This window comes from Pseudomonas algeriensis (genome assembly GCF_048847255.1).
In the GTDB taxonomy this organism is placed as follows: domain Bacteria; phylum Pseudomonadota; class Gammaproteobacteria; order Pseudomonadales; family Pseudomonadaceae; genus Aquipseudomonas.
In genome coordinates this window covers 274,769-299,886 of sequence record NZ_JBKKRK010000001.1, presented here as the reverse complement: position 1 = coordinate 299,886, position 25,118 = coordinate 274,769, and the positions used below count along the sequence as shown (strand labels likewise).

6 protein-coding genes are annotated in these 25,118 nt (G+C 63.7%); 1 reads left to right on the top strand and 5 read right to left on the bottom strand.

The annotated features are described in order from the left end of the window. Positions 1-44: 44 nt before the first annotated feature. Positions 45-248, bottom strand: coding sequence for an MbtH family protein (locus ACLK1G_RS01195; protein WP_420763725.1), 204 nt, complete (start codon positions 246-248; stop codon positions 45-47). Positions 249-447: 199 nt separating this feature from the next. Here ACLK1G_RS01195 and fhuF point away from each other — a divergent pair, with 199 nt between their 5' ends. Beyond that, positions 448-1,176, top strand: coding sequence for a siderophore-iron reductase FhuF (gene fhuF / locus ACLK1G_RS01190; protein WP_420763724.1), 729 nt, complete (start codon positions 448-450; stop codon positions 1,174-1,176). An 18-nt stretch (positions 1,177-1,194) separates the two neighbouring features. On the opposite strand, the gene ACLK1G_RS01185 is transcribed toward fhuF, so the two are convergent. The 4 genes from ACLK1G_RS01185 to ACLK1G_RS01170 are packed head-to-tail and all read right to left on the bottom strand — an operon-like array spanning position 1,195 to position 25,107. Then, entirely contained in the window at positions 1,195-2,838 is a 1,644-nt protein-coding gene (locus ACLK1G_RS01185) for a cyclic peptide export ABC transporter (RefSeq protein WP_420763723.1), read from the bottom strand. Beyond that, positions 2,835-6,617, bottom strand: coding sequence for a non-ribosomal peptide synthetase (locus tag ACLK1G_RS01180; protein WP_420763722.1), 3,783 nt, complete (start codon positions 6,615-6,617; stop codon positions 2,835-2,837). Before ACLK1G_RS01180 ends, ACLK1G_RS01185 begins: the two co-directional genes overlap by 4 nt. Beyond that, complete coding sequence (locus ACLK1G_RS01175) at positions 6,614-15,631, bottom strand: amino acid adenylation domain-containing protein (RefSeq protein ID WP_420763721.1); 9,018 nt, start codon at positions 15,629-15,631, stop codon at positions 6,614-6,616. The genes ACLK1G_RS01180 and ACLK1G_RS01175 overlap by 4 nt, the downstream gene beginning before the upstream one ends. Positions 15,632-15,642: 11 nt before the next feature. Next, entirely contained in the window at positions 15,643-25,107 is a 9,465-nt protein-coding gene (locus tag ACLK1G_RS01170) for an amino acid adenylation domain-containing protein (RefSeq protein ID WP_420763720.1), read from the bottom strand. Positions 25,108-25,118 lie beyond the last annotated feature (11 nt).

Genomic DNA, 25,118 nt, shown 5'->3' with positions numbered 1-25,118 from the left:
ACTCCCTGAGATGAGAACGCTGTCGTGGGCGATCAGCCCTGTCCTTATGCCTGCATTGCCTGGCGCAGGCTCAGCGGGCGCATGTCGGTCCAGACTTTCTCGATGTAGGCCAGGCACTCTTCCTTGCTGCCCTGCATGTCTACGGTGCGCCAGCCATCGGGCACACTGCGGTAGTCCGGCCAGATCGAGTACTGCTCCTCTTCGTTGACGACAACCAGAAACCGCGTATCCGGGCTATCCAAACTCATTGCTTGCTCCTTGACTGGCATGACGGGAAAGATCGCTACGATACAATACTAATAGTATCGATTCTCATTAATATTTTATAAATCTTACATGGCTTGCCTGCTTCAACACCCACGAGAAGTCGCAAGACGGTGGTGCGCTGTTTATACTTCGCCCCTTCTGGACGATAACGTCTCTCAATTCGCGGTCACGGATGAGTCAATGATTCCCAGCCTTGCTCCGCTGTTCACCGGGCCGCTCGCGGCCTTCGAAGAAAAACTGCAACTGCGCAGCCACTCGCCCACCGTTCTGTCGGTGGAACTGTTCTTCCAGCGCGAGACGTTCAGTCAGTTCGTCGACGAGCTGCTGGCGCGCTACAAGACCGATGAACGCCTGGCCCTGGTGTCGCTGTGGTCCAAGTGGTATTTCAGTACCTTCCTCGCGCCGGTGATGGGCGCCAACCTGTTGCTGCAACGGGACCTGCCAGTCGCTCTGAACGATGTTGGGTTGAAACTCGGCGACGACGCCAGGCCACAGGCCTTACATGTTCGCGACGCCGGGCAACCACTGCCCGAATGCACAGCCTTTGAACGGTTCCATACGCTGGTCGAACAACACCTGGAACCGGTCATCGACACGCTGGCCAGTGTCAGCCGCGCATCGCCCCGCTTGTTCTGGAGCAATGCCGGCAACACCTTCGAATTCGTCACCACGCGGATCGACCTGCATCCGCTGGCCAATCCCGAGAGCACCCTGCCCGCCCGGCAAATCCTCACTGCCCGCCTGCGCCCCGATGGTCGGCGCAACCCGCTGTTCGCCCCCGTGCGTTACCACGATATCGGCGAGGACGAGCCGCAGCGCCTGCGGCGAATCTGCTGCATTCGGTATCGCCTTCCCAGCGTCGGCTATTGCAGCAGTTGCCCCCTCGATGAATGCAAGCGGCAGCATTGAAGCGTCTGATCGCGCCGATCATTTTGCCAATTGAAAGGGATTCTCCGTCGCCCGGTCGTAATCGACGAGGTGGCCGTAGTCGAGACGATAGACCCGGTCCGCCACGTCGAAATAACGGTCGTCATGGGTGATCGCGATGACCGTCTTGCCGGCCGCTTTGAGCTCGGGCAGCAATTCGTTGTAGAACACATGGCGGAACACCGGGTCCTGGTCGGCCGCCCACTCGTCCAGCAGGAACACTTCACGGCCTTCCATCATCAGCAACAGTAAGGCCAGGCGCTTGCGCTGGCCCTGGGACAACGCGGTGGTGGACAGGCGTCCAGCGGCGAATTCAACCTTGTGGGCCAGCCCCAGGCGCTCCAGATAATGGTCCACCCGAGCCTCCAGCCCTTCATGGTCGCCCGCCTCGCCCAACACATCGGCGAACAGATAGAAATCGGCAAAGATCGCGGCGAAGTGCTCGCGGTGCCATTCGCTGGTGCTGGCGTCGAGCACCACGCCGTTGAGTGAAACTTCCCCGCAAGCGGGCACATAGAGCCCGGTCAGCAGCTTGGCCAGGGTCGACTTGCCACTGCCGTTGCCCCCCACAATGAAGATCAACTCGCCGCGCCGGATCGTCAGGTCGATGGGTCCCAATTCAAAGGCAAATTCCTCGTTCTTGCCGGCATACCGGTAATGCACGTTCGACAGACGCAGATCCCGAAACGGCTGCGCTGCTTGCGCGGACGCCTTGAACTCTACCGTCTCGCCCAGTGCCAGGGCATCAATGGCCTGTAAGGCGACATGACCACGAATGACAGCCGGAATAGCGTCGAGGATCATCGAGATCGGCGTGCGCAGGAACATGATCGCCAAGACGTAGCCCACCACCACCTGCTGGCTCAGCAATCCCAGCCCCTGGCCGAGGAAAAACAGCGTGCCGATCAGCACGAACACCAGCAACGTCGTCCAGTTCAGGTTGACGGCCCACAAAGTGTCAGCGCGTACCGATGCGTCCAGCGACGCCCGGGCGATGGGTTCGAGCTTGCGTTGATAGAGTAAATGCCGACGCTCCCGGCTCAGGCCCAGTTCGCAGCGCCCCTGGATGGCGGCTTCGAACTGCTCGGTGAGTTGGTCGTCCTGCTGCCGGACCGCCTGCATCAAGGTCTTGACCTTGCGCCCGAGCAGCACGTCGAGGCCGACGCCAGCGGCGATCACTGCCAGCGTCAGGCCGAAGAACGGCAGGCTCAACCACGCCATATAGGCCAGCCCCGCCAACAGCAGCAAGCCGTTGTACAAGGAAATCGGCAATTGCTTGAAGGCCGTGGCGACGGTGGTCACGTCCTTGGTCAGGGCGTTGTAGATGCGTGGGCTGCCCAACCGTTCGATGCGTTCCAGCGCGGTGCCCAGCACCTTGCCCACCAGCCGCAAGCGCAGCTGGTACACCAGCCGATGGCCGATCTGCACCAGCAGCCATTGCGCGGTGACCCCGCTGATGAACAACAGCACCAGCAGGCCACCGAACAGCAGCAAGCCCTGGCCGAGGTCATTGAGACCTTGTTCCAGGCAGCGGTTGATGTAGCCGATCAGGCCGATACTGGTGGCCGCGCTCAGGGCACTGCTCAGCACCGCTAGGAAAATGCGCCATCGCGCGTTGTGCAGCAATTCTCTCAATAACATCATGGGACCGACACCACCTTGGCAGAGGTTTGCAACAGTAAAGGCAGCAGGTTTTCGACCAGTCGCGGCTCGCCGAGCATCTCATGATGCCCCACGTCCAGCGTCCACTGGCTAACCGGTTGGCGCGCGTGGACTTGCCATTGTGCGCGCAAGTCGCCGTGGGCATTGCCGCGCCACAACCAGACTGGCACGTCAACGGTTGGCAAGGCCTGCTCGTACAAACGGGTCTTGATCGCGCGATATCGCGCCATCAGCGCCAGCAGTTCACCATCCGCCGCTTTCCATTGCAGGTGCCCGCGCACCTGTTCATCGTCGAGCAGCCGGGCGACACCCTCGGCATAGTCGAGGCCGGCCAACAGGCCCGTCAACCGTTCCCGTAGCGACTCGCCGATCGGCTGGCCGTGGCTGCGGCAATAAAACGCGAAATCGGCAATCAACTGGCCCGCTTCGTCGCCCTCGCCGGCCAGGCTGCGCTGAGCATCGTGATCGAGCAACACCAGGCCTTCGACGCTGAAGCCGCTGGCTTGCAGATGCGGCACCAGCAACAAGGCCAGGCGCGCGGCCAGGCTCCAGCCCAACAACACCATCGGTCGCTGTTTGAGCTGGACCGGGATACTCGCCACGTATTGCTGCAACAGCGCATCCATATCGCCGTGGGCCCAGTCATTTTCAAGGGCGGCCAGGCCAAAGACGGCCACCTCGCCGCGCAGGTTTTCCACCAGCGGCTGGTAAGCCTGCAGGTGCCCTTGCGCACCATGCACCGCCAGCAAGGCCGGTGCGTGCGGATCGGCGTCGCTCAAGATCTTAAAGGGACCGCTGCCGATATCGTCCAGGTCCTGCACCAGATCACGCACCGTATGCCGCTCGAACAACAGATTGGTCGGCAGGTTGAGGCCCAACCGTTCACGGATCAGCGACACCACTTTGATCGCCGCCAGCGAATGACCGCCAACGTTGAAGAAATTGTCCGTTACGCCGAGGTCATCGACCCCCAGCACGTCACACCAGATCGCAAGGACCACCGTCTCCAACTCCCCCTCCGGCTTCACCCGCGTATTCTGCAATCGCTGCCGGGCCCGTTCGAGCAGGTGCTTACGATCGAGCTTGCCGTTGCTGTTCAGAGGCATGGCCTTCAACGCAAAGATACCGCTGGGCAGCATGTAATCCGGCAATTGACGAGCCAAGCTGGCGCGCAACGGATCCGTCCCCTGGAACTGAACATCGTCCGTGACTACAAATGCCAGCAACCGCCCGAGATCGCCTTCGCCATCCAGCAGCACAGCGGCTTGCAAGACGCCCGGCTGGGCGAGCATCGCCTGCTCGACCTCCGCCAGCTCAAGGCGAAACCCACGAATTTTCACCTGCTGGTCATTGCGCCCCAGAATGCGCAGGGCCCCATCGGCCTGGCGTAAGACCAAGTCACCGGTGCGGTACAGGCGATTGCCGCTGGCAGGATCTACACCGAAGGCCTCGCCACCGACATTGCCGACGTATCCCCTGCCGACACTGGCGCCACTGATGTACAACTCGCCAGCCTGGCCGGGCGGCACTGGCCGTTGCTGCTCGTCAAGCAGATGAATACGGTTGGCACCCAACACTTGATTCAACGCGCAACCAGTCACGCCCTGCGCAAGATCAATGGCTCGCCACAACACCCCGACGGTGGTTTCGGTCGGGCCATAGTGGTTATACAGTCGGCAGGCCGGCTCGGCCTGGGCCAAGCGTGTCAGCAACGCCTCGCCAATCGGTTCCCCGCCCAATACCAGCACCTGGCGAGGCAGTACGCCGACGGCTTGCTCGCCCATCAAGGCTTCGAGGTGCGATGGGACGATTTTCAGCACGTCGAGGGGATAACGCCTTAGCTCCTCGGCAAAGGCCTGGGCGTCGGTCACCGTCGACTGCGCCAGCACATGCACACAACCGCCCTGCAGCCACGCCGGGAACAACACGGTATTGCCCAGGTCCGCGAGCAGCGAGGACACCAACCCATAATGCCCGCCCTCGGGCAGTTGCAGTGCACGGGTTACTTGGGTGACGTAATGGCGCAATTGCCCTTGTTCGATCTGCACCCCTTTTGGCTTGCCGCTGGTGCCCGAGGTGTAGAGCACGTAGGCCAGGTCTTGCGCGGTGCCGGAGTGCGATGTAGCTGACACAGGCCCTTTGCTTGCCTGGGACCAGCACAGCGTCCGGGCCGACGTGTCAGGCAAGAGGCCCTCCAAGTGCAGGAGTAACGCAGGTTGGGCGTCATCGAGTACCGCAGCCAGCCGCAGCGGCGGCTGTTGGGGATCCAAAGGCAGATACGCGGCACCGACCTTGAAACAAGCGAGCATCGCAACCAGCATCTGCGCGCCGCGTGGCAGATACAGCCCCACCACGTCGCCGCGGCCCACGCCCGCCTGATCCAGGCTGCCGGCGACGCGGTCACTCAAGGCATCGAGTTCAGCGTATGAGAGAAATTGGTCGGCATACCGCAGCGCCGGGCGATCCGGGTGTGCCTGGGCGTGCCGGCGCAGGGCAACGATGATGTCAAGGTCCGCTCCGAGGTCAGGACGCGGCGAGGACACCAGCGACTCCTCGGGCAGACACGCATCCATGCCATCGATAAGCTCATTGGGCGACTGCATCAGTTGGCCGAGCCAATGCTTGACACGCTTGAGCAGCGCCTGCATCTGCTCCTCGCGATACACCCCGCAATCATACGCCAACGCCAGCTCGCCATTGCCCTGGGTGTGGAGGGTCAACTGAAGTTGCAGCTCGATCGGCGTGTCAAACGAGAGCCACTGCAACGCGTCCGGTTGCGGCACTTGCAGAACCTGCAATCCTGCCTGGAAACTGGCTCGCCACTCTGGCAACAACTGCGCCTGGCCGACGTATTCCTGCCAATCGACGGCACTCTCCAGTTGCCGGGCCATTTGCCGGGCCAGGTTGACCAGGGTGCTGTGCTCGGACATTTGCATCACCATCGGCAACGTCTGTTCGAACACACCAAACGCGCCGGTCAGTTCCTCGTAGTTATCTCGAGGGTCATGCTGCAAACCCAGTTGGCCCTGCCGTTGGCCATTGAGCCTGCCGAGCAATGATCCCCAGGCCGCCAAGACCAACTGCTCCTCAGCGATACCTTCCTGCTCGGCCAGGGCGGTCAGCCCCGTCACCTCGCTTTGCGCCAACTCCTGACGGACGACGGCATGACGGCCACTGGCGATGCCATAACGTTCGACCAGGCGCATGCCCGGGATGTCCTGCAAGGCCAGGTTGCGCCAGAACTGTGCGCCCTGCTCAGCGTCTTCATCCAGTTGCAGGCCGTTGATCCACTCGACGTAGTCCACGTACTGCATGGGCTCGTCATCCAGCGGCGCGGCGCGGCCCAGCAAATGCTCGCGCAACTGGACCAGGCTGCGCGCGTCCAGCGAGTAGGCCGGGACCGCCAGCAACAATTGATCATCGAGCAGCCAAGCCAGCACGTCGGGCTGTTCGGCCTGGCAGCGACGCCGCGCCTCTTCCAGCCAATCCTGCTCATCGTGACCGTCGGTTGCGCGCCCCAGGCGCCAATCAAGGCGCAATGCCTGAGGTTCGATCACCCTTTGGCGCAGCCCGGTGGCGCCCAGTGGCCGCTCATAGCGCAAGCGCAGCGCTTGATGCTGCGCCAGGCTGTCGCGCAAGCGTTGCTCGACGATGCCTTCGGGAACGCCTGTCAGCACCATGCGCACCCAGCGCCAGGCGTGTGGGTTGGCCTGGGCCAGTTGTTTCTGCTGGGGTGAAAGCGTGAGTCCAAGGTCCATCATGGGGTCAACTCTTCAAGTGTCTCTTCGGTCTGCGCCGGCGCGGCCATGACTTGGTGGCGGGCATAGATTTCCCCCATGGCGACGACGATTTTGCGCTCGCCCTCGAACGGATCCCGAGCATGGGCCGCTAGCATGTTATCGAGCATCACCACGTCGCCCTGTTGCCAGTCGAAGCGCACGGCACAACGGTCGTAGGCGGCATTGATGGCATCGATAGCCGCTGGTTCGAGCTCCGAGCCGTCCCCATAAAACACTTGCCTGGGCATTGCCGATTCGCCGTCGCGCAGGAATTGCTCGCGAACATCCTCATCGAGCAATGCCGGGTGGTACAGCTGGATCTGGTTGAAGAAGCTTTCTTCGCCCGTCAACGGGTGCAGGATCACCGCCGGGCACACCTGCCGGGTGTGCAGGTCATTGGCGCCGCGCCACTGGAACTCGATGTTGCTCTCACGACAGATCCGCTCGACGTCGGCTCGGTCGTCGGTCTGGAAGAAGTGCTGCCAACTAACGTCCAGGCTGGTGCTGAAATTGCGCACGTACATCAGTTGTTTGCTCCGTAGGTTCGCCTGCAACCACGTCGGCAATTCGCGGTAGACCTGGCGACTGTCAACGATTGGCGTCGCGCCCCCGGACGTCGCGGGCGTCTCGCAGTAGAACCACTGCCGACGTGGCCAGCGGTGCTGATGCGCGCTTTCGTTATGGAACAGGATCATCCGGTCCTTGGGGTATGGCGTGGACTTGTAGATGTTCTTGCCGCCTTCCTCTTTCGGCAGGTCACCGTATTGCCCGTACAGCTGCGGGCACAGCGCCTGGCAGAACGCCTCGAAATCCGCCGGGGTCGGCAGGTCGAAGCCACGGAACAGGATGCCGCCATGCTCGCGTAACCAGTGCTCGACCTTGTCGCGGTTGGCTTGCGCCCAGATGGCCGGGGCCAGTTCGCGGTCACGCAACGAAACCAGCAACGGGAATGCCGAGTCCGCTCGTAGCGGCCGGGCCTCGATGGGCTCACGGGTAGCCGCCGATCCGCCCTGGCGCATCTTGCCCAATTTGCTCATTTTGCGTTGCAGCGGGTTGTCCGTGGACATTGCAGCAGCTCCCTTCACAGTCGGCATCAAGGTATCGATAGGGGTTTGCGGCGCGGTGAGCGCGCGCTCCAGCAGTAACTCGAAGGCATCGCGCAAGCGTTCGATGGTGGCCGGACGGAACAGGCTGGTGCGGTACACCCAGCGCAGGCTGAGCGCGTCGCGGTCTTCGCTGGCGAACAGCGCCATGTCGAACTTGGAGTGGTGCTGCTCGCCCGTCAACGGCTCGACCTGCAGATCGCCCAGTTGGCGCTGCTGACGCGGCGTGTTGTCGAGCACGAAGAGTGTCTGCAACAGCGGATGCACATTGGCCACCCGCGGCAATTCCAGGCACTCGACCACGCGTTCGAACGGCGTGTCCTGCCAGGCGAACGCTTGCAGGCATAACTCGCGGACTTGCATGGCCTGCTCATGGAAGCTCAGTTCCGGTTGCACGCGGATGCGCAAGGCCAGCAGGTTGACGAAGAAGCCGATCAGCGATTCGGTGGCCGGATGGTCGCGGTTCGCCACGTCCGTGCCAATCACCAGGTCGCGGCCTTGTGTCTCACGTTGCAGCACGGCTGCATAACACGTCAGCAGCACCATGAACGGCGACGTGCCGCTGTCCTGGGCAAAGGTTTTCAACCGGCCCACCGTGGCGGGCGACAATTGGAAATCCACCGCCGCCCCGGCACCGCTATCACGCTCCGGACGGGGGAAATCGAATGGCAATGGCACCTGCGCGGGAATCCCCGCCAGGGTCCTTCGCCAGAACTCCAAGCCTTCCCTTTGACGCAACTGGACCGCCGCCGAACCTTGCCAAACGGCGTAGTCGACGTATTGGATCGGCAGCGCTTCCTGGGTTGGCAGCACGCCGGTGCTGTAGGCCTCGTAACCTTCGATCAGCTCATCGACCAACACCGCGCCGGACCAACCGTCGGAGGCAATGTGGTGCATGACCATTTGCAGTACATGCTCCTGTTCGCCGAGGCGATACAGGACCACCCGAAGCGGCGCTTCGCTGCCGAGGTCGAACGGTCGCAGCGCCATGTCCCGGGCATCGATTGACCACTTCGATTCGCTCGACGCCAGGCGTTGCAAAGCCACCGCCAATTGCGGGTGGATTCGCTGGCGCAACTCGCCGCCGCACTGGTGATAGGTGGTGCGCAGGATGGCATGTCGATTCACCAACCGTTGCAACGAACGCTCCAGGGCGTGGTTATCCAGTTCCCCACGCAAGCGCACGTTGCTACTCATGTTGAAGCTGCTGTCGACCTCATCCAGTTGTTGCATCAACCAGACCCGTTGCTGCGCCGAGGACAAGGGTTGATCGATGCCTTGGTCAACCACCGGAATCGTCACCGACGCCAGATCCTGCTCAGCGGCGAGGCCCTCGATTCGCTCGGCCAGTCGCGCCAGCACCGGTGTTTCGAACAGCCAGCGCAATGGCACCTCGAAGCCCTGTTCCCGCAGGCGCCCCCGTACCTGGGCCGCCATCAGGGAATGCCCGCCCAATTGGAAGAAATGTCCGTCGGGTGGGACGTCCCGCACGTTCAGCACCGAGGCCCAGATCTGCGCCAGCATCCCCTCGCCGGCCGACAGCGGGCGCCCGGTTGCTGGCGCGCTGCCGACAACCGATTGCAAGCGCGGCAGTTGTCTGCGATCGACCTTGCCATTGCTGTTGAGCGGCAGTTGCTCAAGCGCCTGCAGGTGCGTCGGCACCATGTAGACCGGCAAGCGCGCCTGCAAATAGTCTCGAACAGCTGCCTCACCAGGTGCATCGTCAGGATTCGCCACCCAGAATCCGGCCAACTGCTCGCCTTGCACGGCCACCGCCGTTTGCAGCACTTGAGGATGGCTGAGCAGGACGGCTTCGATTTCCCCCAGTTCGATGCGATAGCCACGCAACTTGATCTGGTCGTCGGTGCGTCCGAGGTAGTACAGCTGGCCGTCGGGCTGCCAGCGCGCCAGATCGCCGGTGCGGTACAAGCGACCACCGTTACCGAACGGGTCGGCAATGAAGCGCTCTGCGGTCAGCCCCGGCTGCCCGGCATAACCCCGGGCCAGTCCGTCACCGGCGATATAGAGTTCACCGACGCAGCCTGGCGGCACTTCACACAGGTATTCATCGAGAACATGGCAGCGGGTGTTGAGCAACGGCCGGCCTATCGGGGCGACGGGCAATTGAAGTGTGTCGATCGGCGTCTGGGTCGACCACACCGTGGTCTCGGTCGGGCCGTAGACATTGATCAAGCGCGCCACGTGCTGCTTCAGCTCGCTGGCCAGCTCCTTCGGCACCGCCTCGCCGCCGGCCAGGGCCACTCGCCCTTCCAACACCCGGCGATCGCCTTGCAACAACATCGCCCAGGTAGCGGGCGTGGCCTGGATCAGGTCAACGGACCGTTCGTCAATCAAGCGTGCAAGCAGCAGCGGATCCTGGCGCTCGTCGTCGTCCGCCAGGACCACCGAGCCGCCACGCACCAGCGGCAGGCAGAGCTCCAGGCCACAAATATCGAAAGTGACAGTGGTCAAGGCCAGGTAACGCTGCACGTTATCCAAGGGCAGCGCCTGCTCCATGGCGAGCAGGAAATTGGCAAAGTTGCCACGGCTGATCTGCACGCCTTTGGGTTGCCCGGTCGACCCCGAGGTGTAGAGGGTGTAGGCCAGTTGCCCGAGGTGCGTCGCCAATCCAGGCGCCTGGGTGGGAAATTGCGCCAATGGCAGATCTGCCCAGAGGCAAACACGTAGGTCGGCAGGCCAATCCCCTGTCGTCGAATCGCAAAGCAGCATATGCGGCTGCGCCCGGTTGAGCACTTGCGCCTGGCGGGCCGGTGGATGGGCGCGGTCGAGTGGCAAATAGGCGGCACCGGCCTTCTGGATGCCCAACATGCACACCAACAGGCGTTCATCCCGAGGCAGGCAGAAGGCAACCAACGATTCAGGCCCGACGCCCTGGGCCAGCAACCAATGAGCCAAGCGGTTAGCCTGGGCCTCCAGCGCGGCATAGCTCAATTGGCGGTCGGCGCAGTAGACGGCGATGCACTCGGGATGCACAGCGGCTTGCACTTCGAAACGCGTCACCCAATCCGCTTCGCCGTGCAAGGGCAACGACTTCCCGGCAGTCGCCAACGTCGCAACCGAACGCAGCGGGATTTCCAGCAGGCGCGCATCAAGATCCTGGCCCGACAGGCTGGCGAGCAATGCCTGGTAATCCTCTACCAACCGGCGAGTGATGTCGGGCCGCAACAATGCCGTCGCGTATTCGACGATCAAACCGGTGCTGGCCTCGGCACCGCGACCCTGGGTGAACAGGTTGAACGTCAGGTCGAATTTGGCGCTCACCACGCCACCCGGCAGCGCCAAAGCCTGGGCACTGATGCCGGGCAGGTTCAGGCTGCGGGAATCCTGATGGTCGACCTGATAGTTGAACATCGTCTGGAACAGCGGCGTGCGATCCAGGCTGCGCTCTACATCCAGCACTTCCAATAACTGCTCGAACGGCAGCGATTGATGGGCCAGGTCCTCATTCAGCGTGCTGCCCAGTGCCTGGACGAATGCTTGCAGGCTCTGGCGGCCGTCGATCCGGACACGGTGGGCCAGGGTGTTGACGAACAACCCGACTAACGCCTGGCTCTGGACTGACTCACGCCCCGCCACCGGCAAGCCGATGGCGAAATCACTGCGCCCGCCGTGGCGCCAGAGCAGCAACTGATAGGCCGCGAAATACAGCACGAACGGCGTGACGCCTAGCACCCTCGCCCGCGCCTCGACCGCAGTGCTCAGCGAACCGGGCAGCACATATTCGTCTCGCGCTCCACCGAACGCCTGCACCGCCGGCCGCGTGGATTGCTCAGGCAGCTCCAGCGGCTCGTTGCCCAGGCCTTCCAGGCGTTGTTGCCAATAGGCCAACGAATCCTTGCCATACGCGCCATCCAAGCGCTCTCGATGCGCCTTGATCAACGGCAGCAAAGCGCTTGCCGCCGGTAGGGTCTGATCTTGATAAAGCGCTGCCAGATCCTGGACCAGCAAGCCCATCGACCAACCGTCCACGGCAATGTGGTGCACGTTGAACAACAGGCGATAGTCGCCGGGCGCCACACAGAACACATCGATGGCCAGCAGCGGACCTCGCGTGAGATCGAACACCCGCCTGGCGGCACTGGCAATGGCCGCGTCCTGTTCCGAGTCACTCAGGGCGCCGATGTCATGGACGTTGAAGATCGGCGCAGTCGTATCGTCCAGCCGCTGCCAGACTTGCCCGTGCTCTTCGAAAAAACGGCAGCGCAGTGCGTCATGCCGGGTCACCAGCGCCTGACAGGCGCGTTGCAGGCGGGGCACATCCAGCTCGCCGCGCAAGGCCAACAGTTGGGTAACGTTGTAGGCGGTTTCAGCCGGGTCGAATTGCTGCATGAACCACACCCGTTGCTGGGCATGGGACAGAGCCTGCGGTTGCGCCGCGTCCTCGCACGGCGCCACGGCATCAGCGACCGGTGCGACGATCGGTGCGAGCACCTTGGCCAGTTGCCGAGGGGTCGGGTTTTCCAGCAATTGCCGGGGCATCAGGCGCAAGTCGGCCTGACGCAAGCGCGCGATCAACTGCAAGCTGAGGATCGAGTCGCCGCCCATGGCAAAGAAATCGGCGTCCGGCCCCAGGCCAGGTTGTCCGAGCAACTCGCGAAAAGCCGTCAGAACCGCAAGCAATGCCGGCTCGGCGCGGCAGTCGATGCACAGGGCCATGGCCGCCAGGGTCGGATGCTGCAGCACGTCCCGCGGTTCCAGCTTGAGCCCTTCCCGGGATGCCAGGCCGATCAATTGCAGGCTGAGAATCGAATCCCCGCCGAGAGCGAAAAAATCGTCCGAGCGGCCAACTGGCGCGCAGCCGAGGATCTGGCACCACAGTTGCGCCAATCGTTGTTCGGTCGCTCCGCTGGGCTGCTCGGCGGCTTCGGCGGCCGGCTCATCGATCGCCGGCTCAGGCAATGCACGTCGGTCCAGCTTGCCATTGGCAGTCAGCGGCAAAGCGTCCAGCGCCAACCAATGGGCCGGCACCATGTGTTCCGGCAGTTGCCGCTTGGCCTCGGCTTGCAGCGCCGCCAGCGCTTGGGTGGTCATCGAGGGGCTGACATAGGCCACCAGTTGCGTCCGCCCTTTTACTTCACAAGCCAGCACGGCGCCTTCGCGAACCTGAGGCTGGGCGTTGAGCCAGGCGCTGACTTCGCCCGGTTCGACGCGGAACCCGCGGATCTTAGCTTGATCGTCCTGACGTCCGAGAAACACCAGGCGCCCGTCGCGATCCAGGCGAACCCGGTCGCCGCTGCGATAAAAGCGTTGGCCCTGGGCCGTGACGCCGAATGCACGTGCTGTCAACTCAGGCTGGCCGAGATAGCCTTGGGCAACCTGGGGACCACCAATCAGCAGCTCACCGGCGACACCCAGCGGTACGCACCGATTTTGACCATCGACGATACGCAACTCACAGCCGGACAGCGGCTGGCCCAGCGGCAGATACTGACCCGCTACGAACGCCTCGGAGTCCAGAATTTCACCGCAGACCACGCCGACAGTCGTTTCCGACGGGCCATAGTGATTGAAGATACGGAGTTGCGGCGCCAGTTCACGCACCTTGGCGAATAACGCCTGGTCGAACCCCTCGCCACCAAGAATCAACAGCTCCTTGGGCAACACGCGACGGGCGTCGTCCAACGCCAGCAAACCGCGCAGGTGCGAAGGGGCGATCTTGAGGCAATCCGCCGGATGTTGGTCGAGAAAATCGGCCCAGCCGGGCGGGTCGAAGGCCAACGACGCCGGTGGCAATACCAGCGTGTCGCCTGCGTTGAGCGCGGCGAAAACAGAGGTCAAGCCGAGGTCGGCGGCGACCGTTGCCAAGGTCGCCCAGCGGCTACCCGATTTGGCTTGCAAGCGTTGACCGACGGCATTGGCGTAATGGGCGAGGTTGGCATGCGTGACCTGAACGCCTTTCGGCTGGCCGGTCGAGCCCGACGTGTAGATCAGGTAGGCAGGCAACTGAGGCTGGCTGAGGCTTTCGTACTGGTGGACGTTCGCGTTGAGCGACCAATCGTCGGCGCTCAGCACCAGGCATGGGATGCCCACGCCGGTCTCGGGTGCTTGCGCCAATGTCAGCCACAGGCTCGCGCCGCTGTCGTGCAACAGTTGTTCGAGTCGCCGGGCTGGTTGCGCCGGGTCGAGAAACAGACAGGTGGCGCCACGCTGCCAGCACGCCAGGGTCGCCAGCACTTGTTCGGCACAGCGCGGCATGCACAGCGCGACCACCTGACCCGGCCCAACGCCCTGCGCGGCCAGCCGTGCGGCCATCGAGCGACTGGCCGCGCCGAGCGTGGCGTAATCGATGCTCTGCCCCACACTGCACAACGCCACGGCATTCGGCGTGTGCGTGGCCCAATGCAGCACCTGCTGGTCCAACGGCAACGCGATCGCGCCCAGGACCGGGCCGCGCACTTCACTCGGCGTGGAAACCAATTGCAGGTCCGACAACCGCCGCTGCGGATGAGCCGAGCCCTCGTGGAAGATCGCCAGCAAGTCGTCGAGCATTTGCTCGACCGTGGCCGTGTCGAACAATTCGTCGCTGTATTCCAGTTCGCAACGCAGCCGCGCGTCGGCGGTACGGACCATGCGCAACGTCAAGTCGAAACGCGCGTGGCGTTGCGGCGGGTCGAGTACCTCCACCGCCACGCCGGGCAAGGCCAGGGTGCGGCTTTCGGGCAGATCGACCTGGACGAACATGACCTGGAACAACGGGCTCGAACGTGGACGTTCAAGGTTTTCGAGGATGTTTTCGAAGGGCAACTGCTGATGGTCGAACGCCGCCGCAACGGTGTCGCGGGTGCGCTGCAACGCGCTGCTGAAGTCCGGATTGCCTTGAAGGCGCTGGCGAATCACCAGGGTATTGAGTAACGGCCCGATCAACGATGCCAGTTCCGGACGGTCACGTTGGGCAATCGAGGTGCCCAGGCACAGATCAGTCTCGCCGCTATAGCGCGACAGCAGGCAGGTGAATGCCGTCAGGCCATAAATGTACAACGTCACGCCATGATTGCGGATGGCGCTTTCGACTGCCGTGGTCAGTTGCGGCGGGAGCTCCCGAGCCAGGACCGCGCCACTGTGGCGACGTTGTGTGGGCGTGGGGCGCGGACGGTCCAGTGGCAACGCCATCGGCGCCGGTGCATCGGCCAGTTGGTCGCGCCAGAAATCGATATGCTGCCGGCAGCTATCGCTGTCCAGCCACTCACGTTCCCATGCGGCGTAATCGGCGTACTGGATACTCAGTTCAGCTAACGCGGCAGGCTGGTTCGAAGCGAGTGCCCGGTAAGCCTCGGCCAGTTCCAGGGTCAGTTGTTGGGCCGACCAGGCGTCATAGGCGACGTGGTGAATGATGAAAAAAAGCCAGGTGCAATGCTCCTGGGCATCGCTGAATGCCTTCCAGCGCCAAGGCATCGACTGCGCCAGGTCGAAGGGCTCGGCGAGTTGGCGGGCATATTCATCGGCACACCATTGCTCGTGCTCGGATGCGGCGATGGTCAACCGTTCGACGCCCGGCAAGTGCACCTGTTGTGGCTCGCAATGGGGCTGCAACTGTCCGCTGGTGTCAGGGCTGTAGCGCGTGCGCAGGATCTGGTGGCGGTCGACCACCTGCTGCATCGCCTGTTGCAAACGCGCGCCATCCAGGCGCCCATCGAAGCGCAGCACCGAGCACAGGTTATAAAGGGCCCGGCTGCTCAGGGCTTCAGCCGACAGGAAGCGCCGTTGCGCCTGCGCCAGCGGCCTGTGTTCGCCTTCGCCGAGCAGAGCGGGGACGATCGGCAGGCGCCAGCTGTCGATGCCCTTCTCGGACAGGCGTTGGCGAAAGACCTTTTTCTTCTCCGCGGGCAAGGATGCCAGCCGCTGCGCAATCTCCAGGAAAGCTTGTTGCGTCATCGTACTCATCCTTACATTTCCATCTCGGCCAACAGGCGCTGCATTTCGTCCAGGGCTTCGTCGGTCGAAGGCCCCTGGGGTTTTTCAATCTGCTCGGCGAGCGCGGCGATTGTGGGGTTCTGGAACAGGCTGCGCAGTTCGAGCTTGACGCCAAAACGGCTCTCGACCTGAGTCATCAAACGCATGGCCAACAACGAATGTCCGCCCAGCTCGAAGAAGCTGCTGAACACGCCAACCTGCGGCAACGCCAGCAGGTCCTGCCAGATGACCGCCAACTGCCGCTCCAGCTCGCTGCGCGGCGCCACTCCCTGGATCGCCACAGGCTGTGGTGCCGGCAAGGCCTTGCGGTCGATCTTTCCATTGGCGTTGAGGGCCAGACGTGGCTGCTCGATGAAGCCAGCCGGGATCATGTAGCCCGGGAGCACGCCTTCCAGATACCGACGCAACGCCGCCTGATCGACCGGGCTCGGTGTCTGCAGCCAGGCAAACAGGCTCTGGCTGCACGGATCGATCATCACCACCGCTTCTTCCACGCCTGGGTAACGGCGCAGCAGCGATTCGATTTCACCGGGCTCGATACGGAAACCGCGCACCTTGACCTGAAAATCGCCGCGACCTACATAGGCCAGCCGCCCGTCGTTGCGGCGGCGTACCAAGTCGCCGGTGCGGTACATGCGGCTACCGGGTTCGCCTGCATAGGGATCCGGCAAATACGCCGCCGCCGTGGTGGCCGGCGCATGCTGATACCCTCGCGTGACGCCGGAGCCGGCGATATACAGCTCACCCGTCGCGCCGAGCGGCACCGGGCGGAGCATGTCGTCGAGCACGTAGCAGAGCGTGTTGAGCAACGGCGCGCCGATGTCGGCGACGCCGGACGGCACCTCCTGCAACGCCTGGGTGGTCGACCAGACGGTGGTTTCCGTCGGGCCGTAGGCGTTGATCAGCGCCACGCCACGACTGCGCAGTTCGTTCACCAGCTCACCGGGCACCGCCTCGCCACCGATCAGGCCACGCAGCGGCGGCCAATCGGCCTGGCCGGTTTCCAGCAGGATCTGCCATCCAGCGGGGGTAGCCTGGAATACCGTCGCCCGGCGCAGCAGCGCGAACAGTTGATGCCCGTCGACCACCTGCTCGCGGCGCGCCAGCAGGATGGCCGCGCCGTTGACCAGCGGCAGGAACAGCTCCGGCTTGCACATATCGAAGGCGTACGTGGTGCTGGCGAGCCAAACATCCTCGGCGCCAAGCGGCAGCAAGCGATCGAGGCCTGCCAGCAGATTGCTCAGGTTACCGCGGCTGACCTGCACGCCTTTCGGTGTGCCGGTGGAGCCCGAGGTATAGATCACGTAGGCGCGCTGCTGTGGATCGATCGGCAATGCAAGGTTGGCGTCGCTGCAATTGTCCAGCGCCAACCCGTCGAGCAGGAAGTGGTTGACGCCGCCCAAGGCCCCGGCGCAAAGGCTTTCAGTAAGCACCATGGCCGCACGCGCATGCCGGATGATTAAGCCCAGGCGCTCGCCCGGCTGCTGCGGATCCAGTGGCAGGTACGCCGCACCGGCCTTGTGGACCGCCAACAGGGTTGGCAGCAGCCATGGACCGCGAGTCAGACAGACCGCAACCAGGTCATCCGTGCCGACACCTTGCGCGCGCAGCCACTGGGCCAGGCGATTGCTGATGGCGTTGAGTTGCGCATAGGTCAGTTGCTGGTCCTGGCCATCCACCGCCAGCGCTTCAGGTGTCAGGACGACCTGCTGTTCGAAACGGGCGATGACGTCCACCACTGGCGTCGAGGATTGCGCCGGACGGTTCCAAGGACGCTGGGCCAAGGCGTGGTCGGCATTGGCCAGGTCGATGTCCCAGAGGCGCGCTTCGGGTTGTTCCAACATGCCTTCAAGCAGGTAGCGGAACTCATCGGCATAACGTTGCGCGGTGTGCGCCAGGAACAGGTCGGTGTTGTATTCCAGCACGCATTGCCACTCCTCGCCCTGCTGCTCGATGTGCAGGCCGATGTCCACCAGGGCACTGTCGCTTTCAACGTTGAGTCGCTGTACGGGCAAGCCGGCGAAGTGTTGCTCGGTCGTTGCGTTGGCATCGCGTTGGATCAGGTTGAACAACGCCTGGAACAGCGGCGTGTGGCTGAGATCGCGGCGTACTTGCAGGGCTTCCACCAGGCGTTCGAAAGGCACGTCGGCGTGCTGTTGCGCCGCCAGGTGCGTGGTTTGCAACTGCTGCCAGAACTGTTCGACCGATTGTTGCGGATCGAGATGGCTGCGCAGGACCTGGGTGGTGGCGAAATAGCCGATCAGGTTGTCGGTATGAGCCTGATGGCGATGGGCGACCGGCAAGCCAATCCAGATTTCACGTTGGCCCGAGTGCCTGGCCAGCAAGGTTTTCCAGGCGGCCAGCAACGGTGCAAAAGCGGTCAGGCCATGGCGCTGCGCCGTCTCGCGCAGGTGCTTGACCAGCCTAGCCGACAGGTTGAAGCGCAGACGCTGGCCCTTGTAGCCCTGCTCGGCGGGCCGAGGCATGTCGGTCGGCAGGTTCAGCACCGGCGGCTCGCCCGCCAGGGTACGGCGCCAATAGTCAAGTTGCGACTCGATCTGCGCCTGCCCCGCCGGGCTCTGCCAACTGGCCGCGATGTCGGAAAACTGCAACGGCAACGCTGGCAGACAAGCGTCACGCCTTTCCAGCAAAGCCTGGTAGATCACTTGCAGTTCATTGAGGAGAATCTCCAGCGAACGCGCGTCAGCGATGATGTGATGCAAGGTCACCTGCAGCACGCTGCGATCCTGGCCCTGGTACACACGCACCCGCCACAGCGGCGGCGCTGTGAGATCGAATGAATGCTGCGCCTCCTGGCTGAGCTTCTGGGCGAAGCCGCTCGAATGCTCATCGACTTCCAGCGGTTCGAAGCTCAGCGGCACCGCCACAAGGTCTTCGATATGCTGGCGTGCGCCGTCGGCGGTGTCGCTGAACACCGTCCGCAGACTGTGTTGGCGAGCCTCCAGTTGCGCCAGCGCCTGCTCCAGCAAATCGGGTTGTAGGATGCCATCCAGGCGCAGCGCCAAGGACAGGTGGTAGGCCTGGGTATCGCCCTGTAAACGGTCAAGGAACCACAAGCGTTGCTGAGTGAAATGCAACGGCGCCAAGGGTTCTGCGAACGGGCGCAGGATGCGATCAGCCTCGGTGCTTGCCTGGGCCAAAATGGCGGCCAAGTCCCGTAGCACCGGTTGTTCGAACACGCTGCGCAATGGCAGGCGGCGGCCATGCTGTTCGGCGATTCGCGCCACCAGCCGCGCCGCCAACAGCGAGTGTCCGCCCAGGGCAAAGAAGTTGTCGTCGGCGCCAATGTCGGTGCATTCCAGCAGCTCTTCCCAGAGGCCGGCCAGGGTTTGTTCCCACTCGCTCGACAGCGCGCCCTGCAGGCCGTCACGCTGTTGCGGCGCCGGCAAGGCCTTGCGGTCGACTTTGCCGCTGGGGCTCAACGGCAAGGTGTCGAGGCGAACGAACTGGCCGGGCAACATGTAGTCCGGCAATTGGGCGCCGAGGCTGGCGCGCAGCGTCGTTTCGTCCAGCGCATCGCCAGCGTAGTAGCCCACCAGCCGCGCCGAGTCACCGCTGCCCAGCAGCACCACGGCCGCCTCGCGGACCCCGGGGACGCGGGACAACAGCGCTTCGATTTCCCCCAGTTCGATACGGAAACCCCGCAGCTTGACCTGGAAATCCAGGCGCCCGAGGTAGTCCAGGCTGCCGTTGCCATTGCGTCGGACCCGGTCGCCGGTGCGGTACATGCGCGCGCCAGCCACGAAAGGGTCCGGCAGGAACGCGGCGGCGGTCAGGCGCGCGGCAGCGAAATAGCCGCGACCCAAGTTGGCCCCCGCGAGGTACAGCTCACCTGGCACGCCGGCAGCCACCGGTTGCAAGTCAGCGTCGAGCACGTATGCGGCGGTGTTCGCCACCGGTTGCCCGATCGGCACCTCGACCGCGCTTTCTTCGCCACCGCGCACTTCGAAGGTGCTGTAGACGGTCGCTTCAGTCGGCCCGTAGCCGTTGATGACCTTGGCACCCCTGCCCTCGATGGCTTCGGCCAACGCGCACGGCAAGGCTTCGCCACCGGAGATGGCACGCACGCCCCGCCAGCTGCGGGAGGTATGCGCCACGAGCATTCGCCAGGTGGCCGGCGTGGCCTGCATGACGGTGGGTCGTCCGCCTATCAGCAACTGATCGATCGCTTGCGGGTCCCGCGCCTGCTCTCGATCGGCCAGCAGGATGCTGGCGCCATGGGCCAAGGGCAGGAGCAACTCGACAATGGCGATGTCAAAGGTCGCGGTGGTCAAGGCCAGGACCCGGTCCCGGGCCGTCATTGGCAGGACCTGCTCGACGGCCAGCATCAGGTTCATCAGGTTGCCACGGCTGATCGCCACCCCTTTGGGCTGGCCGGTGGAACCCGAGGTGTACAGCACGTAGGCGAGTTGACCGGGGTTGCAGTCCACAGGCTTGCGCGTACCGGTCGCCCCACTGGCGTCGATGTCCAGCAGCGGCAGGCCGGGGTTCCACTGCGCCAACACGCCGAGGCTCGCGGCGGTGCCCAGGCACAACGTGGGCTGCGCCGCCTGGAGAATGTAGCGGCCGCGTTCCGGCGGCGTGTCCTCGGCCAACGGCACATACGCCGCCCCGGCCTTGAGGACCGCCAGCATGGCCATGGGCAGGCGAGCGTCGCGCGGCAGGCTCAACGCTACGCGGTCTTCGACACCGACACCCTGGACCTGCAACCTCGTTGCGAGTGCCTCGGCGGCTTGGTCCAATTCGGCGTACGTCATTTGTTGATTGCCTGCCACGACGGCAATCGCCTCGGGCTGGCGCGCAACCTGAAGCGCGAAGGCGTCAAGGATGTCTTGCTGACCGGCCAGGGCGCGCCCATCGATCCGCGCCAGGGCCCGTTCAGCGGGCTGCCATGTCAACTCACCCAGCGGCCGCCCGGCCTGTTGGATCACCGCATCGAGCAAGGCCAGGTACTGCTCGGCCATGCCTCGCACGGTCTGCTCGCGGAACAGGTCGCTGCTGTATTGCAAACTCAGGTTAATCCCGTGTTCGCTGTCGCGCACGTCCAGGTGCAGATCGCACAAGGCGCTCTCCGGGCGGTTGTCCAGCGGCTCGGCGATGACGTCAGTGAGTTCGAAACGCTCCAGAGCGTTGCCCGGGAAGTAATTGAACATGACCTGGAACAGCGGGTTGTAGCTCACCTGCCGGACCACTCCCAACTGTTCGATCAAGTAATCGAACGGCAAGTCCTGGTGGGACTGGACCGAAACCGACAATGCCTGCAATTCGCTCATCAGTTGCAGCGGGCTGCGCTCGCCGGAGATTTTCTTGCGGTACACCAATGTGTTGACGAAGCAACCCACCAGCGGCTGCAACGCCGCATGGTGCCGGTTGGCCGCCGGTACACCGACCAGGATGTCGTTTTCTCCGCTGCGACTGCGCAACAGCAGTTGGAAAGCGGTCAGCATCGGGATGAAGTTGCTCCAGCCATGGCGAGCGCTGAAGGTCCTGAGCCGCGCCGCCAGGTCGTCGGGCAAGCGACGCTCGACACGTCCACCGGCCTGGCTCGCCTGGGCGGGACGAGGGAAATCGGCCGCCAGGTCGAGCACCGGCAGCTCGCCGGCCAGTTGCTCGCGCCAGTAGGCCAGCTCTTGCTCGCACGCCTTGCTGCCCATCCACTGGCGTTGCCACACGGCGTAGTCGGCGTATTGCATTGCCGGGGCGGGCCGTGGGGTCGCGACGCCCTTGCGACGATTGCGGTACTGCTCGCAGAGGCCGTCGATGATCAGTTGCAAGGACCAGCCATCGGCAATGATGTGGTGGCAATTCAACGACAGGACAAACGCCTCCGGCGCCAGGCGATACAGCCTGGCGCGCAACAGCGGCGCCGCGTCGAGGGCGAACGGTGTCATGGCGTCCAGGCGTAGCCGTTCGTGCAGCGCGTCTTCGCTCGCCACATCGATGACCGGCAACTCAATTTCGCTGTGCGCCAGGACAACCTGGCTCGGCCCTTGGGCCGCGCCGATGAACCCGGTGCGCAGCACCTCGTGCTGGTCGAGGACCGCTTGCAACGCCGCGTGCAGGTCAGCGACGTACAGCTCGCCAGTCAGGCGCACGGCGCCGGCCAGGTTGTACGCCGGGCTGTCGGGGTCGAGTTGTTGCAGGAACCACAACCGTTGCTGGGCAAACGAGAGCGGCAGCGTTTCCGGGCGCGGCAGCAAGGCCGGCGACGGCTTTACCGCGCCAGCCTGGTTCTCCAGCCAATCCGCCATGGCGGTAATGGTCGGACGCTCGAAGACCACGCGCAACGGCAAATCCTTGCCGCTGAGCTTACCGATCAGGCCGATCAACTGGGTCGCCAGCAGCGAATGGCCGCCCAGCTCGAAGAAGTTGTCCTCGACACCCACCTGGTCCAGGCCGAGCACGCTTTGCCAGGCTTGCACCAACTGGCCTTGCAACTCGCTGCTCGGCGCCACATAGCGGGCCTGGCTTTGCGCGGCAAAATCCGGGGAGGGCAACGACTTGCGGTCGATCTTGCCGTTGCCGTTGAGCGGGAAACGCTCCAGGAATACGAATGCGCTCGGGATCATGTAGGCCGGGAGATTGCCCAGTACATGCTCGCGCAACATCTCGATGCTGCAGGCGTCATCGGCCACGACGTAAGCCACCAGTACCTTGGCGCGTTGCTGGTCGTCACGGGCCACGACCACGGCTTCGCGCACGCCGGGGTAATGGGTCAGGCATGCCTCGATCTCGTCCAGCTCGATGCGGTGGCCGCGAATCTTGACTTGATGGTCGGTGCGTCCGACGTATTCCAGGTCGCCGTTGGGCAGGAAGCGCGCCAGGTCACCGGTGCGGTACAGGCGCGAACCGTCGTTGGCGATCGGGTCCGGCAGGAACACCGCCGCCGTACGCGCAGGGTCGGCCATGTAACCGCGCCCGACGCCGACACCGGCAACGAAGATCTCCCCGACCGCGCCGACCGGTATCGGCTGCAGATCGGCGTTGAGCAGGTACAAGCGATTGTTCAGCGTGGCGCGGCCGATCGGTACGTTGATGCGCTGTTCCGGCAGGCGCTCGAGCAGCGGATGAAAGGCCACGTCATCGGAGCACTCAGCCGGCCCGTAGGCATTCATCAGCGGGATCGCCGGGTAGCGCTCGAACCAGCGACGCGCCAAGGCCGGCGGCAAGGCCTCGCCCGTGGCAAGCACCCAGCGCAGGGGGGACGTTTCCAATCCAGCGCCCAGCAGGCTTTGCATCAAGGACGGCACCGCTTCGAGGATGCTGATGCCGTGCCGCCCGATGGCCGAGGCCAATGCCTCGGGGTCCTGCACCACGCAGTCGCCGAGGATCACGGTGCGGGCTCCGAGCACCAGGCCGGCGAGGGTCTGCCAGACTGAGATGTCAAAGCACTGCGGCGCGGTCTGGGCAATCACATCGTTCGCATCGAGCCCCAGCCCCGGCAATTTACCGAGAATGTTATTGAGCATGCCCGCCTGCGCCACCATCGCGCCCTTCGGCGTACCAGTGGAGCCGGAAGTGAAGATGCAGTAGGCCAATGATGTGCCGTGCACCGTGATGCCGAGGTTATCGTCGCTATAGCTGCCCAGCACCGAAGGGTCGTAGCGAACGGCCTTGGGTCGGTGCATGAGCAGGTCGAGGGCCTGCATCGCCAGCTCGCCCTGCCCTGCGCTATGGATCAGCAACGGCGTGCGGCTCTGGCGCAGCACTTGGGCCAGGCGCTGCGCCGGGTTGCGCGGATCGAGCGGCAGCCAACCGGCACCGGCCTTCAGCGTGGCGACAATCATCACCACCAGATCCAGGCCCCGCTCGTCGAACACCGCGATCAGGTCGTCGCTGCCCACACCCTGGGCGCGCAAGTGCCGAGCCAGTCGGTTAGCGGCGCGGTTCAGCTGATCGAACGTCAGGCTTTGCTCGCCATGGACAACGGCGACACGCTCTGGCGTCTGGCGCACCTGCTGCTGGAATCGCTCGATGTATAAGGGTTGCAGCAGTTGCTCGTCCGCCGCCAGGCCACCGCCGGCCCAAACCTCGTGCTGGCGAGTGACTTCACTTTCATCCAGCATCGCCAGTTGATGCAAGGGCGTGCCGGCATCTGCGCCGAGGGCATCGCCCATGTTCAACAGCAAGGTGCGGAAATGCCGCAGCATCTGCTCGATTTCTTCGCGCAGGAACCAGTCGGTTTGATAGGTCAACTGCAGGTGCAGGCGCTCGCCCGGCACGATTACCACAGTGACCGGGTAGTTGGTGTGGGTGCGGTTGGCCATGTCGCTGATCAGGTAATCCAACTGGCCCTGGCGCAAGTCGGCGGCAATGGGCGCGTTCTCGAACACGAACAGGCTCTGGAACAAGTCCTGTCGCTGAACGTCGCTCCAGCGCTGGATGTCGGCCAGGGAAACACTTTCGTGTTCGCGCAGGCTCAGGTTTTCGGTCTGCAAGGCTTTCAGCCACGAGCCGAGCTTATCCTCCGGACCACAGCTCCAGCGCAGCGGCAAGCTATTGATGAACAGGCCGACGATGCTTTCCATGCCTTGCAGGTGCACCGGGCGGCCAGCGACGGTGATGCCCATTACCAAGTCGCGATCACCACTGTAGCGCCCGAGCAATAGCGCCCAGGCGCCTTGCACCAGGGTGTTGAGGGTCAGGCCGTGCTGCGCCGCGACGTTCTGCAACGCCTGGGTCTGCCCGGGCTCCAGGAGTTCGACACAGTCTTCGACCGGTTCGGCAACACCTTGGATGCGACCGACATGACCAAAGCCAAACTCGTTGGGCGTATCGAAGCCCGCCAGTCGCTGTTGCCAGAAGGCTTGGTGATCTTCCGGTTTCTGGGTTTCCAGCCACCGGATGAAGTCGCGATACGGGCGCGGTGTCGGCAGGCTCAGTCGGCGCCCTTCCCGGGCGGCGCGGTAGCCGTTGAGGAAGTCCATCATGATGATCGAGAAGCACCAGGCATCCATGAGGATGTGGTGGTAGCTGCGCACGAACTGGTAGGTGTCGGGCGCCAGTTTGTACAGCCTGACCCGCATCAGTGGCGCCTTGGTGAAGTCCAGGCCTTCGGCACGCTCCGCGCTGAGCAATTGCTCGAGGCGGTCCTGCTGCTCGCCTTCGCTCAGATGCGACCAATCTTCATAGGTGATCGGTAATTCGACCTGCTTGTGCACCACCTGCATCGGGCGTTTCTGCTGCTTCCAGACGAACGATGTGCGCAGCAGTTCATGGCGCTCCACCACCTGCGCCCAGGCCTGGCGGAAGGCCGCGAGGTCCAGGTCCGGCATGACCATGACATGGCGATATTGGAGCAGATACATGCCCTTGCCAGGGTGCATCAGGCTGTGAAACAGCAGTCCTTGCTGCATGGGAGCCAGCGGGTAAATAGCTTCGATATTGCGCGAAACAGCTTTGACCTTGTCGTTCATGCTGACGGTAT

Coding starts and splice junctions, on each gene's coding strand:
- ACLK1G_RS01195 (WP_420763725.1), bottom strand. CDS start 248: ATGAGTTTGGATAGCCCGGATACGCGGTTTCTGGTTGTCGTCAACGAA.
- fhuF (WP_420763724.1), top strand. CDS start 448: ATGATTCCCAGCCTTGCTCCGCTGTTCACCGGGCCGCTCGCGGCCTTC.
- ACLK1G_RS01185 (WP_420763723.1), bottom strand. CDS start 2,838: ATGATGTTATTGAGAGAATTGCTGCACAACGCGCGATGGCGCATTTTC.
- ACLK1G_RS01180 (WP_420763722.1), bottom strand. CDS start 6,617: ATGATGGACCTTGGACTCACGCTTTCACCCCAGCAGAAACAACTGGCC.
- ACLK1G_RS01175 (WP_420763721.1), bottom strand. CDS start 15,631: ATGACGCAACAAGCTTTCCTGGAGATTGCGCAGCGGCTGGCATCCTTG.
- ACLK1G_RS01170 (WP_420763720.1), bottom strand. CDS start 25,107: ATGAACGACAAGGTCAAAGCTGTTTCGCGCAATATCGAAGCTATTTAC.